We start from the raw sequence: 16,053 nt of genomic DNA on the forward strand, positions 1-16,053 counted from the left end.
ACTCATTATTATGAGTTATTAGAAAATCGCCAGGCTAATATTCTGCTGCTTTTAGTTCCCTGCTGCATTCTGATAATCTTATATTCCGATACATTCACAGACTTCAATTTAGCACATAGCTTTTCGAGATTCTTTTCTTTTGAAACCAAGCTGGTGAACCATCCACAGTTCTTCTGATATTTCTGACTCTCGGAGATCATATTCAGTATAAAACGGATTTCTCCACCCTCACACCAAAGTTCATTCGCACTCCCGCCAAAATTTAATTGTACTTTTTTCACCTTCGTCCCCTTCAGGCTACTCAATTTGCGCAAGGTTCCGTCTTCCGCTTCTTCCTTCGAGCTATGAAACGGAGGGTTACAGATCGTAACATCAAAGTATTCGTCAGGCATGATAATTCCATCAAAAATCTTCTGACTGTCTTTCTGAAGTCGCAAGTCAATCTTATGCGCCAATACCGGGTTGCAAGTCACTATCTTCCGTGCATTTTCTATCGAGACCGGATCAATATCACTGCCCACAAATGTCCATCCATACTCTGTGTGCCCTATAATCGGATAAATACAATTTGCACCTACCCCAACATCCAGACATCTGCGTTTCGTTTTCTGTTCGTTCGCATCCTCATCCTCTACCCGCAAATCTTTCGCTACCCTATCCGGCTGAATAAGATCAGCAATATAATGAATATAATCCGCTCTTCCGGGAATGGGTGGACACAAGTATTGTTTCGGTATATCCCAATAACGAATGCCATAATAACTGATTAATAATGCTTTATTTAAAGCTTTTACAGCTTGCGGATTAAAAAAGTTTATAGTTTGTACACCCAGAGGATTAAGTGATACGAATCTCTTAAGTGGAGGATAATTTTCTATCAACAACGGAAAATCATATTGACCATTGTGCTTATTTCTTATATGTAACTCACCTTTTTGCGCCATGTCGGCAAAGATACAGAGAATTTTCCTGCCTGCAAATTTTCCCTGTTAATACACTAAATTGGAATCAAATCACCCCAAAATATCATAAAATAAAAAAGCATCCCATAAGGTCATTTTCTGAAACCTTAATTAGGATGCTTATTCTATAACGCATTGATATTCAATGCTTAAAAGCGGAGAGACAGGCTCTCGAACTTATACTTTCACAGAATATCATAAAACTGCAAACGACTGATAATCAAGTGTAAATTACAATATAGAGTAAAAGTAAATGTTTCTAAATGTCTTTTGCTATCTCAATAATTGGGTGTATATTTGGGTGTAGAATTTCAAACGCACCCAATTATGAATATCAAGCGCAACATCATTTTTGCATTGGAGAGCCGGAAAAAGAACGGTGTGCCAATCGTAGAGAACGTACCCATCCGTATGCGTGTCATCTTTGCCAGCCAACGCATCGAGTTTACAACGGGCTACCGGATTGACGTAGCCAAATGGGATGCAGATAAGCAGCGGGTAAAGAACGGATGTACCAACAAGCTAAAGCAAAGTGCAGCCGAAATCAATACGGACTTGCTGAAATACTATGCCGAAATCCAGAATATTTTCAAGGAATTTGAGGTGCAGGAGGTCATGCCAACGACCCAACAGTTGAAGGAAGCTTTCAACATGAGAATGAAAGACACCAGCGAAGAACAGCCGGAAGAAGCCCCTGTCAGCTTTTGGGAGGTGTTCGATGAGTTTGTAAAAGAGTGCGGTAACCAGAATAACTGGACGGCATCCACCTATGAAAAATTTGCAGCAGTGAGGAACCACCTCAAAGAGTTCAAGGAGGATGCAACGTTCAACTATTTCAACGAGTTTGGATTGAACGAATACGTCAACTTCCTGCGTGACACCAAGGATATGAGAAACAGCACCATCGGCAAGCAAATGGGATTCCTCAAATGGTTCCTGCGCTGGAGCTTCAAGAAAGGACATCATCAGAACATTGCATACGATACGTTCAAACCGAAACTGAAAACCACCTCGAAAAAAGTAATCTTCCTGACTTGGGATGAACTGAACAAGCTGAAAGACTACCAGATACCCAAGGATAAGCAATACCTGGAACGTGTACGTGATGTTTTCCTGTTCTGCTGCTTTACGAGTTTGCGGTATTCGGATGTTCGCAATCTGAAAAGAAGCGATGTGAAGTCCGACCACATCGAAATAACCACAGTCAAGACTGCCGACAGCCTGACGATTGAACTGAACAAATACAGCAAAGCCATACTGGACAAATACAAGGACATCCATTTCGAGAATTACATGGCTCTGCCCGTCATCAGCAACCAGAAGATGAACGATTACCTGAAAGAGCTGGGCGAACTGGCAGAAATCAACGAGCCTGTACGGGAAACCTACTACAAGGGAAATGAACGTATTGATGAAGTCACACCCAAATACGCTTTGCTCAGTACCCATGCAGGAAGAAGGACATTCATCTGCAATGCGCTGGCTCTCGGAATCCCGGCACAGGTGGTCATGAAATGGACGGGACACAGCGACTACAAAGCTATGAAACCCTACATTGACATAGCGGATGACATTAAGGCAAATGCCATGAACAAGTTTAATCAACTATAAAAGTATCAAACAGTTTCATAGATAGTTACCAATGACTATATTTGTAGAAATTATCATCACAATATGAGCAACAAGGAATCCAACATAGAGAAAACGAATTTTGATGCATTCATACAAGCGGTCGGTTCGGAAATAGAACAGGCACAAGTAAGGCTGATTGTTGCAGCCAATGCACAAATGCTGTTCCATTACTGGAAGATAGGCAATTACATCCTTTATCACCAGCAGCTGCACGGATGGGGAAGCAAAATCATCAAGCAGTTGGCAAAGGCTATCCGACTGCATTACCCTGAAAAGAAAGGCTATTCGGAACGTAACCTTACCTATATGTGCCAGTTTGCAAAAGCATATCCTTTAAGAGCGTTGCAAAGTTTCATAGAAACAGATGCAAGCCTGTCTGTCCCAACCATACAGAGTGTGACCAATGAAGTATTAAAACTGAATGACAAGCAATTTACGCAGGAACTTACTGCGCAAATACAATCGATTGATTGTCAATCATTAGCAATTACGCAGGAAGTTCCTGCGCAATTTGAAGATGTGGGAAAAACCGTGTCTGCCATTTACAGGATGGGAATCAGGGAAATAGAAGAAGTTTTCTTGACCTCTCCTATAGCCAAAATAAACTGGACAAGCCAAATGACTATACTTGACAGTTCGCTACCTTTAGGTCTAAGCTACTGGTACATGAAACAGTCTGTGGAAATGGGATGGAGCAGCAATGTATTGAAAATGCAAATTGACAGTGATTTGTATAGCCGACAAATCAGCAACAACAAGGTAAACAATTTCACGACCACACTTCCGGCTCCACAAAGCGACCTTGCCAATTACCTACTCAAAGACCCGTACATCTTTGATTTGGCAGGAGCCAAAGAAAAAGCAGACGAAAGGGATATTGAAGAACAGCTGGTGAAACACGTTACCCGCTACCTGTTGGAAATGGGCAACGGTTTTGCCTTCGTTGCCCGGCAGAAGCACTTCCAAGTCGGAAACAGCGATTTCTTTGCCGACCTGATTCTATATTCCATTCCGTTGCACGCATATATCGTGGTAGAATTAAAGGCTACCCCATTCAAACCGGAGTATGCAGGACAACTGAACTTCTACATCAATGTGGTGGATGATAAACTGAGGGGAGAGAATGACAACAAGACTATCGGGTTGTTGCTATGCAAGGGAAAAGACGAAGTTGTGGCACAATACGCATTGACAGGCTATGACCAGCCCATCGGCATCAGCGATTACCAATTGAGCAAAGCGATTCCCGAGAAACTGAAATCAGCGTTGCCCAGCGTGGAAGAAGTGGAAGAAGAACTGGCCTCTTTCCTTGACAAAGACAATAACACTCAAAAATAGTTGCGTCCATGAAAGATGTAATTACAACGCTGATTCCCCGATACGGAGAATTGAACAGAATATATAAAGACTGGTTTGATAATAAAGGTTTCTCTTTTGAAAAGCAGAAATTCATTACCAAGTTCTATCTGGACTACAATGATGTAACGGTTCTTGAAACAGCCATTCTTGAACTGGTGTTTCATCTTCCACAGGAGCAATACACACTGATTCTGAATAGCCTGAAAAAGGAAGTATGCGAAAACATAAGTTATTACAAGAAAGGATGTATGCCGGATGAACAGACCGTTTACAATATCTGCTTCCGAGTTTCAGAAATCTATAAAGAAGCCATAGAAGAACAGCAATACAAGACGACCAAGCTCCATGCTCCGCTAAACGAAGCATACCACCGATACGATTCCATAGGTTATCGGGAACACACTGCAGAGGATGAAAAGCGTGCGGAAATGGAATATGAACGGTGCAAAGATGAATACGAGGAGAAAAAAAACAAGCTGACCGAACTCTACGATCTGCAAAAACAGACCAGAGAGAAAGCCCTGCAATATGCAAAAAGCCGTTTCAATGAAATCTATCGGCTGGGCTGCCACCTCAAAGAGACATTGGCGAAATATGTATTTGATGAAACAAACGAGCCGGAAGAGCCAGCCGAACAAGAACCAAATGCCCCCAACATACAGGAAGAAGTGCTGGGAACGAAACAGACTGAGTATTTCAATATGGAACTGCTTTCGCTCATTCATGTAACCTGCGTGGGAGAACAGTTCGAGAATATTTCCGAACATGATTTCTATACCTGCATGAACCTGCTACCAAGCGACACCAAACCCCAAATCAGACCGAGAGAAAAAATACGTACCTGCTATCTGATATTCCTGATGAGCGAAAAACTGCCCAAACAGGACAGGGAGAATTGGAAGAGGAATATCCTGAAAATATTGGATATTGAGGAAAGCTACTACAAGTCAAAGTACAAAGAGCCTGTTTCCGATTTCCCCAGTGACAGCAACCGGAAATTTGCCAAAGAAATGGATGGTATATTCCGATAATCTGTGATATGCCCTGACATTTTACGAAACAACCACTTTTACCACTCAAATTAAATTTTTGAGTGGTATTTTTATTATCTGATATTCAGATAAATAACAAGATATTCCATTTATATCAACCACATCCTTACCACTTACAACCCTACCTAATTTTGCATCGTTCGAGAACAGAGATAACAGCCAGTGCGCAGGGCTGATTGTTAAACGACTAAATAGATTGAACGATGAAAAATCTTCAAGAATTATTATCAAAACCCGTCTGGCAGATGACAGGTGAAGAGTTCATATTCCTAAGTAAGCACGCTTCCCGTCAAACGGAAACGCAGCCACAGCCCATTACAGACACAGAAAGAAAATATGTGTACGGAATACTGGGCATAGCCAAACTGTTCGGGTGCAGCCTACCCACCGCCAACCGTATCAAGAAAAGCGGAAAGATTGACAAGGCAATCACTCAGATAGGACGTAAGATTATCGTGGATGTTGAGCTTGCCCTTGAACTGGCTGGAAAGAAAACAGGAGGACGGAAATAACGGGAGGCATGGCTATGGACTATATGAAAGAGACTAAGGAAATATCGGCTGAAGAAGCCATAATCCTTTGGCAAGCCTCACGTTTGAGCCTGTCGAAAAGTTATGAGAAAGCACCTGAAATCCTTAAAGTACATGATTCTGTCATTGGGACATTGGGTAATTTCAGCGCATCCATCGGCAAAGCCAAAAGTAAAAAAACGTTCAATGTATCGGCTATCGTAGCCGCTGCATTGAAGAACGGCACAGTGCTGCGGTATGTGGCTGAACTGCCTGAAGATAAGCGGAAAGTGCTTTATGTTGATACAGAGCAAAGCCCTTACCATTGTCTGAAAGTCATGACGCGCATTTTGCGAATGGCTGGTTTGCCAGATGATAGGGACAATGAGAATCTTGAATTTCTTGCCTTAAGAAAATACACGCCTGAGCAGCGTATCAGGATTGTGGAACAGGCTATTTACAATACACCCGAAATCGGTCTTGTAATTATAGACGGCATACGGGATATGGTGTATGACATCAACAGCCCCAGTGAATCAACACGCATCATATCCAAGCTGATGCAGTGGACGGACGACAGGCAGATACATATCCATACGATACTGCATCAGAACAAAGGGGATGAGAACGCAAGAGGGCACATTGGTACGGAGTTGAACAACAAGGCGGAAACCGTATTGCAGGTAGAAAAGGACAAGGGCAACGGTGACATCAGCCATGTTTCAGCCATTCACATCCGGGCAATGGACTTTGAGCCTTTCGCATTCCGTATCAACGACAAAGCCCTTCCCGAACTCATTGAGGGATACAAACCTGAAACAAAGAAGCCGGGAAGACCCGAAGAAGAGAAGTTCGACCCTTACAGGCATATCACCGAGCAGCAGCACCGTATCGCATTGGAAGCCGTTTTCGGGCTGAAAGAGGAATACGGCTACAAGGAACTGGAAGATGCCTTAATCAAGACCTATATGTCAGTGGGTGTAAAGCTGAACCATAAAAAGGCGGTATCGCTCATCACCATGCTCCGCAACAAACGGATGATAGTGCAGGAGACAGGCAGAAAATACACATTCATGCCTGACTTCCACTATTAGCCCATTTCCCTGCAATCACTTCACTTTATTCTCGGGGTGTATATATTAGGAATATAGTGAAGTGCTTGGGGAATGGGACTAAATCACTTCACTTTATTACCGTATCCTATATATACGAGAATTTAGTGAAGTGATTATAGACCGTACTTCCTAAAAAGGTACGGGCAAAAAGAAAAATAAACCAATTCACCAACTACTAAAACAATCATTTTATGGATATACAGACAGCCAAGCAAATCAGAATAGCGGATTATCTGCATAGTTTAGGATATTCTCCCGTCAAGCAACAAGGTGTCAATCTGTGGTATAAATCACCGTTAAGGGAAGAAGCCGAAGCCTCGTTCAAGGTAAATACCGAACGTGAACAATGGTATGACTTCGGTTTGGGTAAAGGTGGTGGTATCATAGAACTGGCTGCACACCTGTACGCTACCGACCATGTACCTTACATCTTGAAACGGATAGCAGAGCAGACACCGCACGTGCGCCCGGTATCTTTCTCTTTTGGAAAGCAAAACTCTTCCGAGCCGAGCTTCCAACAGTTGGAGATTGTTCCGCTGTCATCTACTGCCCTGCTTGCCTACTTACAAGGTAGAGGAATTAACATAAAACTGGCGAAAAGAGAATGTAGTGAAGCACGTTTCACTCACAACGGCAAGCGGTACTTTGCCATCGCCTTTCCCAATGGTTCGTGTGGATATGAAATCCGCAACCGCTATTTCAAGGGCTGCATCGCCCCAAAGGAAATCTCCCACATCAGGCAGTCGGGAAAAGCGAGGAATACCTGTTATGTGTTCGAGGGATTTATGGACTACCTCTCCTTTTTGACATTGAGACAAGAGAGCTGCCCAAATTATCCGGAATTGGACGGGCAGGACTACATTGTATTGAACTCCGTATCGAATGTAAACAAGGCTCTCTATCCGTTGGGCAATTACGAACGCATCCACTGCTTTTTCGACAACGACCATGCAGGACTGGAAGCACTCCGGCAAATCCGCATGGAATACGGCAGAGAGCGGTACATCCGGGACGCTTCGCAGATTTACAGAGGATGCAAGGACTTGAACGAATACTTACAGAAACAGATTGAAAGAAAAAGGCAGCTCCAGTCCGCCAAAGGGGTGCGCAGCCAATCACCGGAAAAGAAGAACGGCTTCCAGTTATAGCCCACTATAACTACACGCTTCGCTTTCGTAGTTGTGGGCTCTCCCGAGGGGATTAGGGCTTTGCCCTAATGACCCACTCAGGGCGTTTCACCCCTGAGAACCCCGAGCAAAGAGTGACCCTCTCTTTGCAATCTCCGCTTATGGGTTACCCCTAAGAACCCCTCTGCGAAAGCGAGCAAAGTAAATCAATTGTAAACAAAGGAAAGAAGCTATGGCAACAAAATCAAGCATACATATCAAGCCTTGCAACATCGCATCGAGCGAGGCACACAACCGAAGGACTGCCGAGTATATGCGTAATATCGGGGAGTCCAGAATCTATGTCGTTCCCGAACTTTCCACCGATAACGAACAGTGGATAAATCCCGACTTCGGCACTCCCGAACTGCGAACTCATTATGACAATATCAAGCAAATGGTCAAGGAAAAGACCGGACGTGCCATGCAGGAAAAGGAAAGGGAACGCAAGGGAAAGAATGGAAAGATTATCAAGGTGGCGGGATGCTCACCCATCCGTGAAGGAGTATTGCTTATCAGACCGGACACCACACTGGCTGATGTACGCAAATTCGGTGAAGAGTGCCAAAGACGCTGGGGCATCACTCCGCTACAGATTTTCCTGCATAAAGACGAAGGGCATTGGCTGAACGGTCAGCCGGAAGCAGAAGACAAGGAGAGCTTCCAAGTCGGTAACAGATGGTTCAAACCAAATTATCATGCTCATGTCGTATTCGACTGGATGAACCATGAAACTGGAAAGAGCCGAAAGCTCAATGACGAGGATATGGCAACCATGCAGACCCTTGCTTCCGATATTCTCCTGATGGAACGTGGACAGGCAAAAGCTGTCACAGGTAAAGAGCATCTGGAACGAAATGATTTCATCATTGAGAAGCAGAAAGCCGAACTGCAACGTATAGAGGAAACCAAGCGACACAAGGAACAACAAGTAAGCCTTGCCGAACAGGAACTCAAACAGGTAAAAGCAGAGATACGCACGGACAAACTAAAGAAAACAGCCACCAATGCTGCTACCGCCATAGCAAGCGGTGTAGGTTCTCTTTTCGGAAGCGGTAAGCTGAAAGAACTGGAACATCACATCGAGCAGCTACATCAGGAAATTACCAAACGGGACAAAGCTACTGATGAATTAAAAATTCAGATACAACAAATACAGGAACAGCATAGCAGACAAATTCGTAATCTTCAAAGAATACATAATCAAGAACTTGAAGCCAAAGACAAGGAAATATCACGATTGAGCACCTTGCTTGAAAAAGCCCACAAATGGTTTCCCATGTTCAAAGAGATGTTGAGAATGGAAAAATTATGCGCTGTTATCGGGTTTACCAAAGACATGATAGAAAACCTCTTGACAAAGAAAGAATCCATACAATGTAGTGGCAAAATTTATTCCGAAGAACACAGGTGGAAATTTGACATCAAGAATGATATTTTTAGGGTTGAGAAACATCCGATGGATAGTGGTAAGCTTATGCTGACCATAAACCGACAACCCATAGTACAATGGTTTAAGGAACAATGGGAAAAGTTACAGCAGAATCTACGTAACTCGGTGCAGAGAGAGCAAAAATCCAGAGGATTTAGAATATAGAATAGCCTATTATTAATAAAATCAAGTATCTATGCATCCAAACAGATTGTTTTTATTACAGAATCAAAATCCTAAGAATTTATAAAAAATGAAGCCTAAAGAAGTTTTGGAAAAATGGATAGATTGCTTTAACAAAGCAGATGCTTATCATATAGCAGAGCTGTATGCTACTAATGCAGTAAATCATCAAGTCGCAAACGAACCAATAATAGGTAAAGAATCAATCTACAAAATGTTTGTGAATGAATTTGCCACTGCTAAAATGGTTTGTATGGTGGAAAATATTTTTGAAGATGGCGAATGGGCTATCATGGAATGGAAAGACTCTCTTGGACTTCGTGGATGCGGATTTTTTCATTGAAAAGATAACAAAATCGTCTTTCAAAGAGGGTATTGGAATAAACTTTCATTCTTGAAGCAACACAATCTTCCAATTGAATAAGTACTATCAGAATACGGACTGGGAAATTGAAATACCCAGTCCGAGTTATATAATGAATTTTACTTGTTAAACTATTTAAAGTCAGTTGGATAACAAACCATACCTTTCACATTCTCAGTAGCTCCAAGTATTAATTCAGCCACCATGCAATATTCATGAGAGACTTCGAAAGGAAATTCAATTCCTAAATCGATAGCCTTGCGATAGCCAAATCGAGGATAATACTCTTTATGCCCCAATACGACTGCTGTGCCGTAACCCAAAAGTGCTGCCCTCTGATGGGCTTACTGAATCAACATCCCCCCCCAATTCCCTTACGCTGGAATTCCGGCAAGACTGCCAATGGAGCTACACTCAGGGATGTGACAGACTGGGTGTCACTGTCTATCTTTACTTCTGTAAGTAAGATATACCAGACAATTTGTTTTTCTGTCATTTTCTTGTTCTTATCTAATTGTTAGGCTCATTGTTGTTATACATTGTTTAATTATAGATAAATCGTGAATATCCTTCTCTCTTAAATCGTAGCCCGAATGGAATACTTGTTGCCCTTTTGCAGAAATGCAAGGGATGCTTCTGCCTTCAAAGACTGCTGTTCCAAAATAGTCCGGTTGAAATTCATACCAGCCTCCATCCAAGTCGGCTTGTTTGGAAGTGCCGTCCGCATTCAAGACAAAAGGATGGATATCAATATAGCCTAATTCTTTGCTATACAGTTCCACACGGGTGGGCAACCAATTTGTTTCAATTTGATATCCTCTCTCCTGCAAAAGATCAAGGAGTTGGTCTGTATAATTGGCATCAAAATCAATGTCAATATCTCTATGCAAGCGGGTTTGCTGTCCGTACAAGACATCCACTCCCCAGCCTCCATCCAACCAAAACTGCATGTCCAGGCTTTCCAACAAGTCCAAAACTTGAAATAACTCTGTAATCGTAGTGTGTTCTTTCTTTGTCATATAATAATTCTTTAATAAATAATACTGAAGTGATTTAAACTTATTTCATTCTCTTAAAATTGCATCAAAATGTTAAAGCACAGCATACAAATAGAATTATTCCTTATATTATGGGTGCCCAAACTCATATATAGTGAAAGTCCTATGTACACTGTGCTCGACAAAGATACGATAAAAAATGAGATATTGCCTCATCTTTCGAAGGCAAAACGTGGTTATGTCACTCAAAGTTGCCTAATAGAGGTTGTAAACGCCATCTTGTACAAGTTGAAGACCGGTTGTCAATGGGCATTCCTTCCTGTGGAAGCCCTGTTTAGCGGCAAGGTACTGAGCCATGGTGCCGTATATCATCATTACAACAAATGGAGCAAGTCGGGCGAGTGGAAATCCATGTGGGTCAGGTTGCTTGACAAACACCGCAATGAGTTGGACATGTCCGGCGTGGATTTGGACGGGAGCCACACGGCTGCACTCCGTGGCGGTGAAGAAGTCGGATACCAAGGGCGGAAGAAACGGAAGACGACCAACGCACTCTACCTAACAGACAGGCAAGGACTTCCGATTGCCATGTCTTCTCCGAAATCCGGCGAACACCATGACGTACATGACATAGAAAAGGTCATTGGTGACATGTTCAACGACCTTGAGAAATCCCATATTCGGGTTGACGGCCTTTTCCTCAATGCCGATGCCGGATTCGATTGCGATGCCTTACGTGGTTTCCTGTGTGAAAAAGAGATCATCGCAAACATCTGCATCAATAAACGGAGAGAAAATGCCGATGACATCTTTGTTGATGATGAACTGTATGCTGAAAGGTATTCCATCGAACGGACCAACGCTTGGATGGACAGTTTCAGGACTCTATTGAACCGGTTTGATACAACTGTTGCCAACTGGACATCTTGGAATTACCTGGCATTCGCGGTCTTGTTACTAAAGAAAATTTCACGAAAACAAAAAGTTTAAATCACTTCACTATGCGTAATTATCCAACTGCTTGATTGAAGAAATAAAATTTGCACCCACTCCAATCAGAAAGATAACCCATCCGCTGATCATAAAGACGGATGTGATACCCCATGCTTCCACCCAATATCCTGAAGCTACGATACCCAGCATTGATGGAAAGGTACTCAAACTAAAGATGAGAGAAAAAGTCCGTCCAAGCATGTCCGAAGCCAAGTTCTGCTGAATAATAGCGATGAAAAGCGCATGGTAAATGGAATAGGCTATGCCTCCTGTAAATGTTAGGCAAACAAAACCTATAAATGCGCTTGATGGTAAATAACTGGCGCTAATCAGATACAATCCCAATATCACATAAGCCGTATGCATCACTAATGTTTGCTTGCTTTTCAAAGCCTTACAGGCAAGTACTAAACCGCCCAACAATGCCCCTGAGCCCCAACCCATTTCCACAACTCCCATTTGCAAAATGTTTCCGTTGAAATGCAGAAGCGTCATAAAAGGAAATAACGTAAAAACAGGCATAAGGACAAAAGTCACCAGCGTAAAGCATACGAATAAAGGCAAAATGCCCATTGTACGCCGCAAGGTATGCCAACATTCCGTCAGTTCTTTTTTGAAATCTGGAAGAACTTTCGTTTTTTGAAGAGAAGGAATCTGGACACAAAGTAAGGTCAGACAAGCAGCAACAGCTCCGATCACATCTATGAGCAGAATATACTGTATGGGAAGCCAAACAACGAGGCTTGCCCCTACAACGGGAGCTATCACCTCACTGAAGGATTGAATGGAATGGTACAAACCTGATACCCTGACAAGATGGTGCTTGGGAACCAGTAGAGGGATGCTTGCCTGTAAAGCAGGTGCATGAAACGTACTGCCTATTGAACGACAAGCAGTCAATAGATAAAAAAAAGAAAGGTCTTTATAACCCTTGGTTATCACAATAAAAAGACATAGGGTACAGAACGCGATGAACAAGTCCGAATAAAACATCGTTTTCTTTCGATTCCATCTGTCAACATAGACCCCGGCAAACAAGCCTAATACAAATTGTGGTAAAAATCCAGCTAAAATAGCCAGAGATAAAGCTGTCGGGGATTTAAATTCGTTGCTAATCCAAAAAATAATGGAGAAGCCAACAATCGTACTTGTTAAAATAGATATGAGTTGGCCTATTCCTATCACGGCCAAAGTTGATTTCCAATGATTCATTGTGCTAATATTTCATACGTTTATAGATAAGTACTTTCGTACATTAAGCAAAACGAAATTCTATCCACACAAAAAACTTGTATTATAATCCACTCCTGACGTTGGAATACAATAACAAATACTTTCAGGACGATGTAAAGTCCTGAAAAATCAAACTGAATGGATAGATAAATATTAGTCTTTTCTCATCGGATTCTTTTAATATCGCTACTCTTTTATTATGTAGTGGTTGTATTATCTTAAATAAAACAAAAACACCCGACTTTACATTCTCGGGTGTAAAACTGGGTGTTTGTTTTGCAATCTGCTGATTTTCAGCGTTTGTTGCGGAGAGACAGGGATTCGAACCCCGGGTACCTCGCAGTACAACGGTTTTCAAGACCGCCGCAATCGACCACTCTGCCACCTCTCCAAAACTCCTTTATCAGAAGTGCTTTCCGTTGAAAGCGGTGCAAAGGTACGAATCATTTTTAAATCTGCAAACATTCTGATAATTTTTTCGCGAATTAATCGTATTTTTGCAGTCCATTAGTAAGAACAAAGATATGATATACCCTCAAAATTTTGAGCAAAAGATAGGATTCGACCAGATCAGACAGTTACTAAAAGATAAGTGTCTTAGCACTTTAGGCGAAGAAAGAGTTACAGACATGACCTTTTCCGAACAACATGAAGAAGTAGAGGAGAAATTAAACCAGGTAACAGAGTTTGTCCGTATCATTCAGGAAGAAGACGGATTTCCCGATCAATTTTTCTTTGATGTCCGCCCTTCACTAAAGCGAGTGCGGATAGAAGGAATGTATCTGGACGAGCAAGAACTATTCGACCTGCGCCGTTCGTTAGAAACCATCCGTGACATTGTACGCTTTCTCCATCGAAATGAAGATGAAGAAGAGAACGATACCCCCTACCCCAGCCTGAAACGACTGGCAGGAGATATAGCTGTTTTCCCTCAACTGATAGGAAAAATAGACGGCATCCTTAACAAATATGGAAAAATCAAGGATAATGCTTCCACCGAATTAGCCCGTATACGTCGCGAGCTTGCCAGTACAATGGGAAATATTTCCCGCTCGTTAAACAGCATTCTGCGCAGCGCACAATCCGAAGGATACGTAGATAAAGACGTAGCTCCCACCATGCGTGACGGACGTTTGGTGATCCCCGTCGCACCCGGACTCAAGCGAAAAATCAAAGGTATTGTACACGATGAATCCGCTAGCGGGAAAACAGTGTTTATAGAACCGGCGGAAGTCGTAGAAGCCAACAACCGTATTCGCGAACTCGAAGGCGACGAACGACGCGAAATTATTCGCATCCTTACCGAGTTTTCAAACATCCTCCGTCCGTCTATCCCGGAAATTCTTCAATCATACGAATTTCTGGCAGAAATAGATTTTATCCGCGCGAAAAGCTATTTCGCCATACAGACCAATAGTCTGAAACCCGCCGTAGAGAATGAGCAACTACTGGACTGGACAATGGCTGTGCATCCTTTATTACAACTTTCACTTGCCAAACACGGAAAGAAAGTCGTACCACTGGATATAGAACTGAATCAAAAACAACGCATTCTTATTATATCCGGTCCGAATGCCGGAGGTAAGTCCGTCTGCCTCAAAACAGTCGGTTTACTGCAATATATGTTGCAATGCGGTATGCTCATTCCCTTGCACGAACGCAGTCACGCCGGTATATTCAGCAGCATCTTTATCGATATTGGTGATGAGCAATCTATTGAAGACGATTTGAGTACCTACTCTTCTCACCTGACCAATATGAAAATCATGATGAAGAGTTGCAACGAGCGGAGCCTCATCCTGATTGACGAATTCGGTGGAGGTACGGAACCGCAAATTGGAGGTGCTATTGCCGAAGCCGTTCTGAAACGTTTCAACCAGAAAGGAACCTTCGGAGTCATCACCACCCACTACCAGAATCTGAAACATTTTGCCGAAGATCATGAAGGAGTAGTGAACGGAGCCATGCTTTACGACCGCCATCTCATGCAAGCACTTTTCCAGCTACAAATCGGAAATCCCGGAAGTTCGTTTGCCGTAGAAATCGCACGAAAAATCGGATTGCCGGAAGATGTCATTGCAGATGCTTCGGAAATCGTAGGAAGTGAATATATCAATGCCGACAAATACCTTCAGGACATCGTGCGCGACAAGCGTTACTGGGAAGGAAAACGTCAAACGATCCGTCAACGGGAAAAACACATGGAAGAAACCATTGCCCGCTACCAAACGGAAATGGAAGAGTTGCAGAAATCACGGAAAGAGATCATCCGGCAAGCAAAAGAAGAAGCGGAACGGATGCTTCAGGAATCCAATGCACGCATTGAAAACACAATACGCACAATCAAGGAAGCACAAGCTGAAAAGGAAAAGACACGCCAGGCACGTCAGGAACTGACAGACTTCCGTACTTCTTTAGATGCGCTGGCTTCTAAAGAGCACGAAGAGAAGATTGCACAGAAAATGAAGAAATTAAAGGAGAAACAAGAACGGAAGAAAAATAAGAAAAACGAACCGAAAGCCGCAGTCTCTTCCCCGTCAAGTGCTCCTAAAGTAGTGCCGATTGCAGTAGGTGAAAATGTAAAAATCAAAGGACAGACAAGTGTCGGTCAAGTGATGGAAATCAATGGTAAAAATGCAACCGTTGCTTTTGGAAGCATAAAAACGACCGTAAAAATAGACCGTCTGGAACGTAGTAATAATGCACCCAAGATGGAAGGAATCGCCAAAAGCACCTTTGTCAGTAGCCAGACGCATGACCAAATGTACGAAAAGAAGCTTAGCTTCAAACAAGACATTGACGTACGTGGAATGCGTGGAGACGAAGCTCTGCAAGCAGTCACCTATTTTATCGATGACGCCATATTAGTCGGCATGGACCGTGTACGCATCCTTCACGGCACAGGAACGGGAATACTTCGTACATTAATCCGCCAGTATCTGGCCACCGTACCGGGAGTGAGCCACTATGCCGACGAACATGTGCAGTTTGGCGGTGCCGGAATCACAGTAGTCGATTTTGACTAACCTGTAAACAAAACGTCCAAAGAACTTGT

The 16,053-nt window shown here is 42.8% G+C and carries 14 protein-coding genes, 1 tRNA gene and 1 pseudogene; 10 read left to right on the forward strand and 6 right to left on the reverse strand.

The window, feature by feature from the left end; all coding sequences use genetic code 11:
- Positions 1-8: 8 nt before the first annotated feature.
- Positions 9-944 (reverse strand): 23S rRNA (adenine(1618)-N(6))-methyltransferase RlmF, encoded by a 936-nt coding sequence (gene rlmF, locus DW173_RS07225; protein WP_120144162.1) that lies wholly within the window; start codon positions 942-944, stop codon positions 9-11.
- A gap of 345 nt (positions 945-1,289) precedes the next feature.
- On the opposite strand from rlmF, the gene DW173_RS07230 reads away from it, so the two are divergent.
- The 8 genes and pseudogenes from DW173_RS07230 to DW173_RS07265 all read left to right on the forward strand — a co-directional run bounded on the left by DW173_RS07230 (position 1,290) and on the right by DW173_RS07265 (position 9,834).
- The gene (locus tag DW173_RS07230; protein ID WP_004308773.1) at positions 1,290-2,573 is read left to right on the forward strand and encodes a site-specific integrase; all 1,284 of its coding nucleotides are present in this window, start codon (positions 1,290-1,292) and stop codon (positions 2,571-2,573) included.
- Positions 2,574-2,636: 63 nt separating this feature from the next.
- On the forward strand, positions 2,637-3,932 hold the full coding sequence (locus tag DW173_RS07235; RefSeq protein ID WP_004308774.1) for a YhcG family protein: 1,296 nt from the start codon (positions 2,637-2,639) through the stop codon (positions 3,930-3,932).
- Between the two features lie 8 nt (positions 3,933-3,940).
- Positions 3,941-4,984 carry a hypothetical protein gene (locus DW173_RS07240; protein WP_004308775.1) on the forward strand — a complete coding sequence of 348 codons (1,044 nt, stop codon included), beginning with the start codon at positions 3,941-3,943 and terminating at the stop codon, positions 4,982-4,984.
- Between the two features lie 224 nt (positions 4,985-5,208).
- The gene (locus tag DW173_RS07245; protein WP_004308776.1) at positions 5,209-5,517 is read left to right on the forward strand and encodes a DUF3853 family protein; all 309 of its coding nucleotides are present in this window, start codon (positions 5,209-5,211) and stop codon (positions 5,515-5,517) included.
- A gap of 14 nt (positions 5,518-5,531) precedes the next feature.
- Positions 5,532-6,608 carry an AAA family ATPase gene (locus DW173_RS07250; protein ID WP_008766855.1) on the forward strand — a complete coding sequence of 359 codons (1,077 nt, stop codon included), beginning with the start codon at positions 5,532-5,534 and terminating at the stop codon, positions 6,606-6,608.
- Positions 6,609-6,820: 212 nt separating this feature from the next.
- The gene (locus DW173_RS07255) at positions 6,821-7,777 is read left to right on the forward strand and encodes a toprim domain-containing protein (RefSeq protein WP_004308778.1); all 957 of its coding nucleotides are present in this window, start codon (positions 6,821-6,823) and stop codon (positions 7,775-7,777) included.
- 211 nt (positions 7,778-7,988) lie between these two features.
- The gene (locus DW173_RS07260) at positions 7,989-9,392 is read left to right on the forward strand and encodes a hypothetical protein (protein ID WP_004308779.1); all 1,404 of its coding nucleotides are present in this window, start codon (positions 7,989-7,991) and stop codon (positions 9,390-9,392) included.
- Positions 9,393-9,480: 88 nt separating this feature from the next.
- Positions 9,481-9,834 (forward strand): annotated as a pseudogene (locus DW173_RS07265) (nuclear transport factor 2 family protein).
- A gap of 71 nt (positions 9,835-9,905) precedes the next feature.
- On the opposite strand, the gene DW173_RS07270 reads toward DW173_RS07265, so the two are convergent.
- The 3 genes from DW173_RS07270 to lnu(AN2) are packed head-to-tail and all read right to left on the reverse strand — an operon-like array spanning position 9,906 to position 10,793.
- The gene (locus DW173_RS07270) at positions 9,906-10,097 is read right to left on the reverse strand and encodes a hypothetical protein (RefSeq protein WP_117507504.1); all 192 of its coding nucleotides are present in this window, start codon (positions 10,095-10,097) and stop codon (positions 9,906-9,908) included.
- Between the two features lie 29 nt (positions 10,098-10,126).
- A complete protein-coding gene (locus DW173_RS23940) occupies positions 10,127-10,270 on the reverse strand; it encodes a hypothetical protein (protein WP_004308782.1) in 144 nt (47 codons plus the stop codon).
- A gap of 10 nt (positions 10,271-10,280) precedes the next feature.
- Positions 10,281-10,793 carry a lincosamide nucleotidyltransferase Lnu(AN2) gene (lnu(AN2), locus tag DW173_RS07275; RefSeq protein ID WP_004308783.1) on the reverse strand — a complete coding sequence of 171 codons (513 nt, stop codon included), beginning with the start codon at positions 10,791-10,793 and terminating at the stop codon, positions 10,281-10,283.
- 69 nt (positions 10,794-10,862) lie between these two features.
- Between lnu(AN2) and DW173_RS07280 the strand changes: the two genes are divergently transcribed.
- Positions 10,863-11,762: an IS5 family transposase gene (locus DW173_RS07280; RefSeq protein WP_007216005.1), complete on the forward strand. Its 900-nt coding sequence runs from the start codon at positions 10,863-10,865 to the stop codon at positions 11,760-11,762.
- Between the two features lie 9 nt (positions 11,763-11,771).
- On the opposite strand, the gene mef(En2) is transcribed toward DW173_RS07280, so the two are convergent.
- Complete coding sequence (mef(En2), locus tag DW173_RS07285) at positions 11,772-12,977, reverse strand: macrolide efflux MFS transporter Mef(En2) (protein WP_005786079.1); 1,206 nt, start codon at positions 12,975-12,977, stop codon at positions 11,772-11,774.
- Between the two features lie 327 nt (positions 12,978-13,304).
- Positions 13,305-13,389: transfer RNA gene (locus tag DW173_RS07290), tRNA-Ser, on the reverse strand.
- Between the two features lie 133 nt (positions 13,390-13,522).
- Between DW173_RS07290 and DW173_RS07295 the strand changes: the two genes are divergently transcribed.
- Positions 13,523-16,024 carry an endonuclease MutS2 gene (locus tag DW173_RS07295; protein WP_120067444.1) on the forward strand — a complete coding sequence of 834 codons (2,502 nt, stop codon included), beginning with the start codon at positions 13,523-13,525 and terminating at the stop codon, positions 16,022-16,024.
- Positions 16,025-16,053: the final 29 nt, after the last annotated feature.

The organism is Bacteroides sp. AM16-13, from assembly GCF_003602705.1.
Classification (GTDB): Bacteria; Bacteroidota; Bacteroidia; order Bacteroidales; family Bacteroidaceae; genus Bacteroides; species Bacteroides xylanisolvens.

Coding starts and splice junctions, on each gene's coding strand:
- rlmF (WP_120144162.1), bottom strand. CDS start 944: ATGGCGCAAAAAGGTGAGTTACATATAAGAAATAAGCACAATGGTCAA.
- DW173_RS07230 (WP_004308773.1), top strand. CDS start 1,290: ATGAATATCAAGCGCAACATCATTTTTGCATTGGAGAGCCGGAAAAAG.
- DW173_RS07235 (WP_004308774.1), top strand. CDS start 2,637: ATGAGCAACAAGGAATCCAACATAGAGAAAACGAATTTTGATGCATTC.
- DW173_RS07240 (WP_004308775.1), top strand. CDS start 3,941: ATGAAAGATGTAATTACAACGCTGATTCCCCGATACGGAGAATTGAAC.
- DW173_RS07245 (WP_004308776.1), top strand. CDS start 5,209: ATGAAAAATCTTCAAGAATTATTATCAAAACCCGTCTGGCAGATGACA.
- DW173_RS07250 (WP_008766855.1), top strand. CDS start 5,532: ATGGACTATATGAAAGAGACTAAGGAAATATCGGCTGAAGAAGCCATA.
- DW173_RS07255 (WP_004308778.1), top strand. CDS start 6,821: ATGGATATACAGACAGCCAAGCAAATCAGAATAGCGGATTATCTGCAT.
- DW173_RS07260 (WP_004308779.1), top strand. CDS start 7,989: ATGGCAACAAAATCAAGCATACATATCAAGCCTTGCAACATCGCATCG.
- DW173_RS23940 (WP_004308782.1), bottom strand. CDS start 10,270: ATGACAGAAAAACAAATTGTCTGGTATATCTTACTTACAGAAGTAAAG.
- DW173_RS07280 (WP_007216005.1), top strand. CDS start 10,863: ATGTTAAAGCACAGCATACAAATAGAATTATTCCTTATATTATGGGTG.
- DW173_RS07295 (WP_120067444.1), top strand. CDS start 13,523: ATGATATACCCTCAAAATTTTGAGCAAAAGATAGGATTCGACCAGATC.